The sequence below is a fragment of the Ruegeria sp. YKSF070 genome (genome assembly GCF_059612725.1).
Map to the genome: position 1 here is coordinate 58,491 of NZ_JBXWRD010000008.1, position 11,905 is coordinate 70,395.

Genomic DNA, 11,905 nt, shown 5'->3' on the forward strand with positions numbered 1-11,905 from the left:
CCGCAGGCAGAAAATACCGGGCGGTCAACGATTGAGCCTGGCACGCGAGACTTTACAGGGGGCTTCGGCCCCCTTTTTCTTTGACCCTGACCAAAACGCGAAAAGCGACCCTGAAAGGATCGCTTTTTCACCATGTATCAACGCTATGCGAGGGTATTGGCTCCGGCGGTAGGGATCGAACCTACGACCAATTGATTAACAGTCAACTGCTCTACCGCTGAGCTACGCCGGAACGGTTCGCGTCGTATAGCAATCGAGATTCACATCGTCCAGAGGGGGGAGAGAAAATTCGCAGAATTTTCTCGGTCGTTTAGCGGGGGCGGTTCTCCAGGGCGGCTTCGATCAGCGTGTCGAAATCGGTGGCGTCGCGGATGCTGCCGATCTGTTCGGCGGTGACGGTAATTCCCCAGTTGTCGGCCATGGCGCGATAGCGGGGTTGACGATGCGCCAGCGCCTGCGCATAGGTCCAGCGAATAAATGCGTCGGGGTCGACTTCGTCTGGGGCGCAATCGTTTTCGACCAGATAGGTATCCCAAACTCGGGACAGGAATTCCGGCTGATAGGACATCGGTTTCGGCGCCTTGTCGAAACGGCGGATCAGCTCGGCGGTATGCGCCTCGGATCCTTCGATCCAGATCATCAGCGTCTGCTTGGACAATTCGTTCAGCACCTGGTCGCGCGGATCCTCGGGATTGACCCATTCGCAGATCGAACCGCCGGTGTCGCAGATGAAATGCGGATAGCCATACAACCGCTGCGCCCGGTCGATGAAATATTCGGTGTCGAGCAGGGCATAGATCTCGGCATGGCGGAACTGGTCCTGACGGCGGCGGTATTCGGCGATGGGCAGCCCGCCCTTTTCGGGCGCGCCGGGCTTGCCCAGGTAGGTCGAGACCGGGGTCAGGTTCTCGAATGAGATATTCGAGCCGATATAGATCGAATCCGACATCAGGAGATCGCGCAGGAAGGGCACCTTCATCGCCTCGGCCTTGGCATTGTCGGTGATGAACTCGCCCATGTAGCGGGTGCCGATGCGGTAATCGATCGAGTAGTGGAACCAGTCGCCATTGTCGCGCAACCGGTTCGACACATGGGTCTTGCCCAGGCCCGACATGCCGAAAAAGAGCACTTTCTTGCGACTGGCCTCGCGCCAGTCCCGAGCCGAGCCGTAGATCATCCCGCCCTCATCCTTGCTGTTCGCGCCCTTGCTAATGGGCGCGGCGGGCCGGGTCAATCGCGGCGGCGCGGGCGGCGGTTCAGCAGCATCAGGCCCAGGGCCAGCAGGGCGAGACCGCCAAAGGCATTGGTCGGCAGCGCCTCGGCGCGTATCCAGGCGCCAAGTCCGATGGCCACCGGCGGGATTACCAGTGTGACCAGCATCAGGTTTCCCGCACCCGCCATCGCCAGCACCCGGTAATAAAGCAGATAGGCCCCCGCCGTGGCGACCAGCGCGTAATATCCGATCGCCGCCCAGGTCTCCGGTTGCAGCGACAGGCTGACCGGCCCGTCGATCAGCAGCGCGGCAGGCAACAGGATCAGGCTCGACCCGGTCAGCATTCCGGCAGCGGCCAGTTGCGGTGGCAACCCGCTCAGCCGGGCGCGCGCCCAGGCCCCGGCCAGTGCATAGGAAAGCGTGCCCGCCAGCACGGCCAGCTGCGCGGTCGAGCGCGGGTCGAACCGGGTCAGATGCTCTGGCCCGATGGTCACCACCACGCCGGCGAAGCCGATGCTCACCCCCAGCAGGCGCCGGGGCGTCAGCCGCTCGTCGGCAAAGACCGCCGCCGCGACCAGCACGCCAAAGATCGCGGTGCTGGCATTCAGGATCGAGGTCAGCCCGGTCTCGATATGCAGCTGGCCCCAGGCCATCAGGCCAAAGGGGATCACGTTGTTCAGGAGCCCCATCACCAGAAAGGCGCCCCAAATGCGGGGATCGCGCGGTAGCGCGATGCGGCTGGCCCAGACCACCAGCCACAACAGCAGGGCGGCCCAGAAGGTCCGGTGCAGCACCGATGTTACCACCGGCACCTCGTCCAATGCGACGCGGATTGCCAGGAATGAGGCGCCCCAGATCAGGCCAAGCAGCAGCAGCTCGGCCCAGGCGCGGGGGGAAAGGGTTTTCTGATCGCTCATGCCCCCTTGTGCCCGATGGGGCGGCCCCCGCGCGACCCGATTCCTGCGCCTTGATCAGTTCAGCGCGTAGGTGATCTGAAGCCCAACGCTCCAGGCGCTGTTGCCGGTAAAGCGGGCACCGTTGTTGGTGGTGGCATCGCCCAGATCGGTATAGCGCACCCCGCCCGAGATCTTGGCCTTGTCCAGCGAATAGGTGCCGCCCAGCCCGACGCTCCAGAACCCGTCGGTGGGGCCAAGATCGGACAGGCTGTCGCCCGAGTGCCTCTCGTATCCCAAAGTCACCGCGCCCGAAAATGCCTCGGAGTATTTGCGCCCGATGCCCAGCGAATAGGTCACCGTATCGCTGTCGTAATCGACCAAATTGGTGAGCGGCGGATAATTGGGCGGGTTATAGACCAGCGCAGTCCAGTCGACCCAGCGCACACTGCCGAACAACAGCGTGTCGGCTGCAATACCGGTCTGGAAATCGAGGTTCACCGATTGCGGTGTGCTGATCGTACTGGTCGAGGGCAGGGTGGCCACGAAGCCTGGCGGTGCGGGCGGCGGAGGGTTCAGGCTCTCGCTTTGTTGCAGGGTATGGTCGATGGCCGAGTTATAGGTCAGCGCTACCCTTGCGGCGATATCGGGCCGCTCCCACGCGACGCCCACGACATAGCCGTAATCGACCGGGCTGTCGGTGGTCACGCTATATCCGGCCGCTGCGGGGACGGTCACGCTGGCCTCGGCCCGTTGGGCGCGCAGGCCGCCGATCACGCTCAGCCCCCGGTCAAAGCGATAGCGGAACACGGCGGTCAGCGCGTCGGTATCGGCCTTGGCCCTGAGCACATCGCGACGCCCGCCCGGCACGGGGTTTTGCGACAGCGGATAGGCGGCGTCATAGGTGATGTCGGCGCCAAAGGGCTGATCATAGATCAGCGCGAAATCCAGCCGGTCGGTCAGCGCTTTCTTATAGGCGAAATGCGGCAGGACAAAGCTGTTGGCCACATTGCCCGAAGGCACGCCGCCCAGGCTGCCGCTGACGCGGGGATCGGTCCAGCCCAGGCGGAACTGGACCGCATCGCCCTCTTCAAAGAGGATGTTGATGCCCTGGCCTGACCGGTCAAGGCCGCCCGCCTGTGCCGCCACCGTCAGGGTGCACAAAGCCAGCGCACCCGAAAGCGCGTATCTCATTGATCTCTCCCAGATATCTCCGTCCCGCGCAGGTGAGTGACTGCGGGGAGTTCCCATTGTGGTGAGATCAAATTATGAGGGTGTACAGATCGGTCAACTCTTGACGATGGGTCAGCTCGCGCCGGATTGAGAGGGCGTTACCGCGCCGTGTTCCGGGTCTCGGCAAGGATATTGACGTAGTTGCCGGCAAAGATCACCGCGGCGCCTACGAAAACCCAGATATCCAGCGCCTCACCATAGAGCAGCATGCCGATCACGGCGATGGTCGGCAGGCGGGCAAAGTCGATGGGGACGACCACGGTGGCGGGGGCAATGGACAGCGCGTTGGTGATGCAGAAATGCGCAAGCAGACCGGCCAGCCCCACCAACACCAGATAGGGTGCGGTGCCGAGCGTGGGCAGGGCGATCTGACCGTCATGGCCCGAGGCCACCAGCCCCAGCACCGCCTGCATGATCGTCAGCCAGAACATGATGCAGCCGATACTGGCAAGTCGAGTGAGCTTTTTCGTGGAAATCGTTGTCATGGCAAAGAAAATAGCCGACAAAGCCGCCGTGATGATGCCGATATTCAGGCTGCTGGCGCCGGGGCGGGCAACGATCAGGATCCCGATGAACCCGATCACTGCCGCGGCCAAGCGCACCCGTGTCATCCGCTCGCCCAAAAGCAGCGGTGACAGCAGGATGACCCAGAGCGGTTGGGTGAATTCCAGTGCAAAGACCTGCGCCAGCGGGATCACGGTGACGGCAAAGAACCACAGGTTCTGGCCGGTGAAATGCACCGCATTGCGCAGCGCGTGCAGACCCAGTGCTCGGGTGCTGACCTGATGCCATTTACCGCTGAAGGTGAGCGCAATTGACACCACCAGCACGCCGACAAAGCTGCGATACATCATGATTTCGAATGTATCGTGTACGGTGCTCAACTCGCGCCCGGCCACGGCCATCGCCGAGAACGAGGCGATGGCACCGGTCATCCACAGCGCGGCGCGGGCGATGGGGCTCATGCCGTTACCGAGCGACCCGGATATGGGGGCCGATCACTCCCACTCGATGGTTCCCGGAGGTTTCGAGGTGATGTCATAGGTGCAGCGGTTGATGCCCTTGACCTCGTTGATGATCCGGGTCGCCGTTTCGCCGAGGAATTCGTGGGTGAACGGGTAATAATCGGCGGTCATGCCGTCGACCGAGGTCACCGCGCGCAGGGCACAGGCGTAATCATAGGTGCGCCCGTCGCCCATCACGCCCACGGTGCGGACGGGGAGGATGGCGACAAAGGCCTGCCATATCTCGTCATAGAGCCCGTGCTTGCGAATCTGGTCGATATAGATCGCGTCGGCCTCGCGCAGGATTTCGAGTTTTTCGCGGGTGATCTCGCCGGGGCAGCGGATGGCCAGGCCCGGCCCGGGAAAGGGGTGGCGACCGATGAAGCTTTGCGGCAGGCCCAGCTCGCGGCCCAGCGCGCGGACCTCGTCCTTGAACAGCTCGCGCAGCGGCTCGACCAGTTTCAGGCCCATCTTTTCGGGCAGGCCGCCCACGTTGTGGTGCGATTTGATCGTCACCGAGGGGCCGCCCGAGAAGGAAACCGATTCGATCACGTCGGGGTAGAGCGTGCCCTGGGCCAGGAACTCGGCGCCCTCGATGGTGTCGGCATGTTTCTGGAACACGTCGATGAAGAGTTTGCCGATGATCTTCCGCTTGGTCTCGGGGTCGGACTGGCCGTCAAGCTCGCCCAGGAACAGATCGGATTCGTCGGCATGGATGAGCTGAATGTTGTAATTGTCGCGGAACATGCCGACGACCTCGGTCGCCTCGTTCTTGCGCAACAGCCCGTGGTCGACAAAGACGCAGGTGAGCTGGTCGCCGATCGCCTCGTGAATGAGGATCGCGGCGACGGAACTGTCGACGCCGCCGGAAAGGCCGCAGATCACCTTCTTGTCGCCCACCTGTTCGCGGATCTTGCGGATCATTTCCTCGCGATAGGCGCCCATGGTCCAGTCGCCCTTGAACCCGGCCAGACGCACGAAATTCTCGTAGAGCTTTGCGCCGTTGGGGGTGTGGTGCACCTCGGGGTGGAACTGGACCGCGTAGAAATGCCGGCTGGTGTCGGCGGTGATGGCAAAGGGGGCGCCGGGCGAAGTGCCGAACACTTCGAAACCGGGCGCGATTTCGGCCACGTGGTCACCGTGGCTCATCCAGACCTGTTCGCGGCCGTCCGTGAACCAGCCGTCGAGTATATCGAGCTTGCCCTTGGGCGTGACATAGGCGCGGCCGAATTCCGCGGTGCCGTGGCCGGATTCGACGCGCCCGCCCAGCTGGGTCATCATCGTCTGCTGGCCATAGCAGATCCCCAGGATCGGCACGCCATAGTCGAAGATTTCCTGCGGCGCGCGGGGGCTGCCCTCGCGCGTGACGCTGTCGGGCCCGCCTGAGAAGATCACCGCCCGTGGCGCCATTTCGCGCACGAAGTCCATGGTGACGTTCTGATAAGGGTGGATTTCGCAATAGACGTTCAGCTCGCGCAGGCGGCGGGCGATCAGCTGGGTCACCTGGCTGCCGAAGTCGATGATCAGAAGGCGGTCGTGGGATGTCTGGCTCATGTCAGGCTCTTAGGGTGCGGCCTGACTTTGCGCAAGAGGTGGCGCCGGAAAACGGCACGTTTTCCGGGCCGTTTTCCATGTGGAAAACGGTGCCGCGCCCGATGGGCGCGGCGTGCTTTCGTGCAAAGGCGCGTTACATGTCGCTTTTCCCCCCAGAGCGCCGCAATCCACGTTCGAAATCGGCAACCGCCTGATAAAAGACAGTCCACGCTAACCAATCACCCAGGGGATCAACCATGGAAGAGGCAATGACCCGGCGGCGCGCCCGGGGCGGCGGTGGTGCCGCCCGCCGTGCCGAACGCTCGGCGGTTGTGATCGAGACCGCCAAATATATCGAACGTAACATCCCCAATTTCGAGGTGCTCAACGAAGAGGCCCTCGAAATCATCGAGACCAATGCCGAGACGGTGCTGGCCGAGATCGGTGTCAACTTCGTCAACAATCCCGCAGCGCTGGATCGCTGGCGCGCGGCCGGGGCCGAGGTCGAGGACGAGCGGGTGCGGATTCCGCGCGGGCTGGCGCGCAAGCTTTGCTCCACCGCACCCAGCCAGTTCACCCAGCATGCCCGTAATCCCGAGAAATCGGTGGTTATCGGCGGTCGCAATCTGGTGCTGGCGCCGGTTTATGGCCCGCCCTTCGTGCGCGATGCACAGGGCGGGCGCCGCTATGCCACGATGGCCGATTTCGAGAAATTCGTGAAACTGGCCTATATGTCGAAATGGCTGCACCATTCCGGCGGCACCGTGTGCGAGCCCACCGACATTCCGGTCAACAAGCGTCACCTGGACATGCTGATGGCGCATATGACACTGAGCGACAAGCCCTTCATGGGGTCGGTTACCGCGCCGGAACGGGCGCAGGATTCGGTCGAGATGTGCGAGATCCTGTTCGGCAAGGAGTTCGTGCGCGACAACACGGTGATGACCTCGCTGGTCAACATCAACTCGCCGATGACCTTCGACGACATCATGATGGGCGCGCTCGAGGTCTATGCGGCCAGCAACCAGGCCTGCATCATCTCTCCGTTCATCGTCGGCGGCGCGATGGCACCGGTTTCGGTAGCCGGTACGCTGACCCAGGTTCTGGCCGAGGTTCTGGCCGGTGTCGCCTATAGCCAGTTGATCCGCCCCGGCGCGCCGGTGATCTTTGGTGCCTTCGTGTCGTCGATCGACATGAATTCGGGCGCCCCCACCTTTGGTACGCCCGAGGCAAGCCTCGTCACCTATGGTGCCGGTCAGTTGGCGCGGCGTCTTGGCCTTCCGTTCCGCTCGGCGGGGTCGTTCTGCGGCTCGAAACTGCCCGATGCACAGGCGGCTTACGAAACGGCTAACTCGCTCAACATGGGGCTGCTCTCGGGCGTGAACTTCATGCTGCATGCCTGTGGTTGGCTCGAAGGTGGCCTGGTGGCGGATTTCGAGAAGTTCGTCATGGACGCAGACCAGCTGGGCGCATTGCACGGGCTGGCCAAGGGCGTTCCCGTCGATGCCGAGCATCAGGCGATGGGCGCCATCCGCGAGGTGGGGCCGGGCGGCCACTACCTTGGCTGTGCCCATACCCAGGCCAATTTCAAATCCGCCTTCTGGAAATCCGAACTGCTCGACTACAAGCCGTTCGAAACTTGGGAGGAAGAGGGCGCGCGCGACACCTATGCGCTGGCCTCAAGCCGGGTGGACAAGCTGCTTGGCGCCTATCAGCAACCCACGCTCGACCCCGAGATCGCTGACGCGCTGGCGGCTTATGTGGCCGAAAAGAAGGCCTCGATGCCCGACGCCTTCATGTAAGTCACGGGTTATGCGGGGCGTGGCTGGTCTGTACCAGCTGCGCCTCGCCCATCATTGCGATCAGCAGGTCCACGTGCCGGGGCAGCGAATATCCCGCATCCTCTGCGCGCCGCTGCTCGTCCAGAACCCTTTCCAGCTCCAACAGCCGTATCAGCGCCGCCGCTGGGCGCGGCAGCTTGCCGTATCCAAGGATACGTTGCAGGTGGCGGTCGCGGTTGTATTCCGCCTGGCCAAAGCGTGCGGCGCGGATCAGCAGGCGCGGGCGGCGCAGTTGCGATACCATGTACATCAGGTCCTGCATGAAGGTTCCTTTCCCGATAACGTTCGCCACATTTTAGCCACAACCCTTGCGGGTGTTGCTTCGATGTGGAAACTACCGAGCGCTGACTTCAGAACTGTTTATCCTTTCGAAACAATCATCGGTTGACCAGCGGCTTTCTTAACGAACGAGTAACCAATGCAACCATAAGGTGTGTGCGCAACTCGGGGGATAACTGCTGGATAAAAGGGTCAGTCAATTTGCCTTTGAGGGTAGGACACGATGGGTAACTGGGCAGAAAACGCCGTCCCCGGCTGGGTTCCCGAAAGCGCGCAGCGCTATCTGGCTCATACCGAGGCGGGGTTCTCGATCCGGGATCTGGCGCGCGGGGCGGGGTGTCATGCCTCGACCGTGCTGCGCCAGATTCGGCGGGTCGAAATGCGGCGGGACGATCCCCTGGTGGACGCGGCGCTCGAGGCTTTGGCGGCCGCCCATTTCCCGCCGCTGAAGCTCAGCAGATCGCCGGTTTCGCGCGGTGGGTCCAAGCCAGAGGATACCGCCCCGATGATGAAGCCCGCCCAACAGACCGAGGAGACCCCCGACGCCGCCACCTTTGACCTTGAGGCCACGCGTATCCTGCGACGGCTGTGCGAAAGCGGCGCGGTACTGGCGGTGGCCGAAGATATGGACAAGGCCGTGGTGGTGCGCGACGACGGCAAGGGCGGCAACACCCGCACCGCCGTGGTCAGCTGCGCGATGGCGCAGGCGCTGGCGCTCAAGGACTGGATCGCCTGCGACAAGCCGGGTCGGATCAGCCGGTATTACCTGACCACCGCCGGGCGCGGCGCCCTTGGCCGACTGCTGGCTGAGACCGAGAATCGCGCCCGCGCCGCGCAGGACGGGTTCGCCGAGGCGCAAAGCCCCTTTGCCGCGCAACACCGGGTGATGGGCGACAAGACTGTCGATGGCGAGGCGGGCGAACGGCCGCGCCGGGTGCGCTACAACATGGCCGAAAGCCCGCTGATCGCGCTGGCCCGGCGCAAGGATCGCGATGGTCAGCCCTTTCTGGATGATACGTTGGTTCGGGCGGGCGAGCGGCTGCGCGAGGATTTCGAACTGGCGCAGATGGGTCCCAACATCTCGCAGAACTGGGACCGGTTCCTGACCGGCGGCGCGCGGGGAGGCTTTCAGCCCGACAGCGGCATCGGCCACGGCCCCGAGGCCGCCCGCGACCGGGTGGCGCGCGCGCTATCCGATCTGGGGCCGGGGCTGAGCGATGTGGCGCTGCGCTGCTGCTGCTACCTCGAAGGGCTGGAACTGGCAGAGAAACGCATGGGCTGGTCGGCGCGTTCGGGCAAGATCGTGCTGCGGATTGCTCTGCAACGGCTCAAGCGGCATTACGAGGAACAGAGCGGGCGCGATCGACTGATCGGATAAATCCGGGTTGTTGCCGGGGATGATTGCGATATGTTTCTCTTATGAGTTTCACCCTTCGGCAACTCCACTATTTCAAGGCCCTGGTCGAGCAGCGCAACTTTGGTCGCGCGGCCGAAGCCTGTCACGTCTCGCAACCCGCGCTGTCGGTGCAGATCCGCGCTTTGGAAGAGGTGTTGGGCGGACCGCTGGTCGAGCGGCGCGCTCGCGACGTGGTAATGACACCGCTGGGGCGCAGCGTGCTGCCGCTGGTCGATCAAGCTTTGGCCAGTGCCGACCGGCTGGACCGGTTCGCGCGGGATCAGGCAGGTGCGGCAAGCCTGTCTCTGGGCCTCATCCCCACCATGGCGCCCTATCTGCTGCCCGGCGTGCTGGCGGAACTGAGGGCGCAGAACCTGTCTTTGCGGGTGCATGTGCGCGAGGCGCGCACCGAACAACTCTTGCAGGCGCTTCACAAAGGGGAGCTGGATGCGGCGGTGCTGGCGCTGCCGGTGTCCCAGGCGGGGCTGACCTCGGTCGAGCTGTTTCGCGACCGTTTCCTGCTGGCCGGGTCCGAGGCCCGTCTGGCGCGCCTGGCTCAGGGGGCCGAGGCGCTGCGCCCCACCGATCTGCAACCCGCGCAACTGATGTTGCTGGAGGATGGCCATTGCCTGACCGATCAGGCGCTTGAGGTCTGCGGCCATGACCGGGCGGCGGCGGGGATCAACATGGGCGCCTCGTCGTTGGCCACACTATCGAGATTGGTGGCCGAGGGATTCGGTCTCACCCTGATGCCCGAACTGGCCGCGCGCTCGGAACTGGCCGCCGTGCCGGGGCTGCGGCTGCATCGGTTTCCAGCTCCGGAACCGTCCCGTACCGTGGGGCTGGTGCGGCGCAGTTCGACCTATCGGGCGCGCTGGTTCGACGATCTGGAGCGGATCATCCGACAGGTGGGTGAGGGGATCGTGACCGAAGCGCGCAAGGCCCCTCCGCCGCAACCGGCGGAAGGGCTGGGTGCCGTGGGCTAGGCGCGTGTCAACCCGTTCTTGTGCAGGATGCCTGCCAGGGCGCCGCCGGCCAGCGGGGCCACCAGGAACAGCCACAGCTGCGCCAACGCCGCGCCGTCGAACAGGTTGCTGGCGATGGACCGGGCCGGGTTGACCGAGACACCGGTGATGGCGATGCCCGCGATATGGATCAACGTCAGGGTCAGGCCGATGGCCAGCCCGGCCACTGGGGTTGCATGCCCGTCCTGGGTTGCGCCAAGGATCACGGTAACAAAGATGAAGGTCGCCACCACCTCGAAGATCAGCGCCGCCGCCAGCCCCTGCGGGCCGATCATGTTCTTGGCCATGGCGGGATCGCCGCTCATCGCGAGAATGACAAAGGCCGCCGCCAGCCCGCCCACGACCTGCGCCACCCAATAGCCGATCATCTCGGGCATCGACATCCGCCCGGCCATGAAGGCGCCGATGCTGACCGCCGGGTTCAGATGTGCGCCCGAGATCGGGCCGATGCCATAGGCCATGGCCACCACCGCCAGACCAAAGGACAGGCTGATGCCCAGCGCGCCCACCTGATCGGCCATAAAGGTAATGGTCGAAAAGCTCATAAAGACCAGCGTGAACGTGCCGATCACTTCTGCAATATTCTTTTTCATGTTCCCTCCCGTGGGGGTATTCCCCTGAATTGATATGCCGGCAGTTGCCGTGTCTTTTTGCCTTATGAAAAAAATCTAACTCACTGGACGGGAAAAAAGTCAAAAAAATACCCGCGCAAGTCGCGCGGGTATCGAAAAATGGTGGGGGCCAGGGGTCAGGCGGCGATTTCGCTATTCGCCGCGACCAGCCAATTCAGCACGGTTTCGGGCGACGAGACGCCATAGGGGTCCTCGGGGCAGTTGTCCATCAGGCCGGGTTCCTCGAACCAGGCCTCGATCTTGCCGTCATTGACGATGGCCGCATAGCGCCACGAGCGCATGCCAAAACCCAGATTGTCCTTGTCAACCAGCATGCCCATCTTGCGGGTGAACTCGCCCGAGCCATCGGGGATCACGGCGACGTTCTTCAGCCCCTGCGCCTCGGCCCATTTGTTCATGACAAAGCTGTCATTCACGGACATGCAATAGATCGCGTCGATGCCCTGAGCCTGGAAATCGCCAAAGCCGTTTTCGAAACCGGGCAGCTGATAGGTCGAGCAGGTGGGGGTGAAGGCGCCGGGCAGCGAAAAGAGCACCACGCGCTTGCCCGCGAAATAGTCGGCGGTGGTCATGTCCTGCCAGCGATAGGGGTTCGGGCCGCCGACGGCCTCGTCGCGCACGCGGGTGCGGAAGGTGACATTGGGAAGGGATGCTCCGGTCTTCATCAGACGATCTCCTTGGAATTTCAATAGGTCGGGCGAGGGTTAGAGCGATTCCAGATCGGCTTCAACCGGGGAAATGCTGCATGTGCAGCATCGCGCCACCCCGAGAATGCATGGCGGTCATGCAGCAGTGGCCTTACTTGTGACGCCGCGTTATGTTAGAGGGTGCCGCAACCGTTCCAGCCAAGGGAAAC

At 63.5% G+C, this 11,905-nt stretch carries 11 protein-coding genes and 1 tRNA gene; 3 read left to right on the forward strand and 9 right to left on the reverse strand.

The window, feature by feature from the left end:
- Positions 1–157: 157 nt before the first annotated feature.
- From AC2FL1_RS06365 to guaA, 6 genes are all read right to left on the reverse strand, one after another.
- A tRNA-Asn gene (locus AC2FL1_RS06365) sits at positions 158–232 on the reverse strand.
- A gap of 78 nt (positions 233–310) precedes the next feature.
- Positions 311–1,177, reverse strand: coding sequence for an ATPase (locus AC2FL1_RS06370; protein ID WP_496823797.1), 867 nt, complete (start codon positions 1,175–1,177; stop codon positions 311–313).
- A 53-nt stretch (positions 1,178–1,230) separates the two neighbouring features.
- Positions 1,231–2,130 carry a DMT family transporter gene (locus tag AC2FL1_RS06375; RefSeq protein WP_496876328.1) on the reverse strand — a complete coding sequence of 300 codons (900 nt, stop codon included), beginning with the start codon at positions 2,128–2,130 and terminating at the stop codon, positions 1,231–1,233.
- A gap of 54 nt (positions 2,131–2,184) precedes the next feature.
- Complete coding sequence (locus AC2FL1_RS06380; protein WP_496876329.1) at positions 2,185–3,300, reverse strand: OmpP1/FadL family transporter; 1,116 nt, start codon at positions 3,298–3,300, stop codon at positions 2,185–2,187.
- Positions 3,301–3,437: 137 nt separating this feature from the next.
- Positions 3,438–4,304 carry a DMT family transporter gene (locus AC2FL1_RS06385; protein WP_496876330.1) on the reverse strand — a complete coding sequence of 289 codons (867 nt, stop codon included), beginning with the start codon at positions 4,302–4,304 and terminating at the stop codon, positions 3,438–3,440.
- A gap of 33 nt (positions 4,305–4,337) precedes the next feature.
- The gene (gene guaA, locus AC2FL1_RS06390) at positions 4,338–5,897 is read right to left on the reverse strand and encodes a glutamine-hydrolyzing GMP synthase (RefSeq protein WP_496876331.1); all 1,560 of its coding nucleotides are present in this window, start codon (positions 5,895–5,897) and stop codon (positions 4,338–4,340) included.
- 236 nt (positions 5,898–6,133) lie between these two features.
- Here guaA and AC2FL1_RS06395 point away from each other — a divergent pair, with 236 nt between their 5' ends.
- Positions 6,134–7,678, forward strand: coding sequence for a trimethylamine methyltransferase family protein (locus tag AC2FL1_RS06395; RefSeq protein ID WP_496823789.1), 1,545 nt, complete (start codon positions 6,134–6,136; stop codon positions 7,676–7,678).
- 1 nt (position 7,679) lies between these two features.
- On the opposite strand, the gene AC2FL1_RS06400 is transcribed toward AC2FL1_RS06395, so the two are convergent.
- Positions 7,680–7,979, reverse strand: a complete 300-nt coding sequence (locus AC2FL1_RS06400; protein WP_496823788.1) for a DUF6477 family protein — start codon at positions 7,977–7,979, stop codon at positions 7,680–7,682.
- Positions 7,980–8,219: 240 nt separating this feature from the next.
- On the opposite strand from AC2FL1_RS06400, the gene AC2FL1_RS06405 reads away from it, so the two are divergent.
- Together AC2FL1_RS06405 and AC2FL1_RS06410 are read left to right on the forward strand one after the other, a co-directional pair.
- A complete protein-coding gene (locus AC2FL1_RS06405; protein ID WP_496876332.1) occupies positions 8,220–9,374 on the forward strand; it encodes a DUF6456 domain-containing protein in 1,155 nt (384 codons plus the stop codon).
- Positions 9,375–9,415: 41 nt separating this feature from the next.
- A complete protein-coding gene (locus AC2FL1_RS06410) occupies positions 9,416–10,378 on the forward strand; it encodes a hydrogen peroxide-inducible genes activator (RefSeq protein WP_496876333.1) in 963 nt (320 codons plus the stop codon).
- On the opposite strand, the gene AC2FL1_RS06415 is transcribed toward AC2FL1_RS06410, so the two are convergent.
- Positions 10,375–11,010 carry an aquaporin gene (locus AC2FL1_RS06415; protein WP_496823782.1) on the reverse strand — a complete coding sequence of 212 codons (636 nt, stop codon included), beginning with the start codon at positions 11,008–11,010 and terminating at the stop codon, positions 10,375–10,377. The genes AC2FL1_RS06410 and AC2FL1_RS06415 overlap by 4 nt on opposite strands.
- Positions 11,011–11,165: 155 nt before the next feature.
- Complete coding sequence (locus AC2FL1_RS06420) at positions 11,166–11,714, reverse strand: peroxiredoxin (protein ID WP_496823781.1); 549 nt, start codon at positions 11,712–11,714, stop codon at positions 11,166–11,168.
- Positions 11,715–11,905 lie beyond the last annotated feature (191 nt).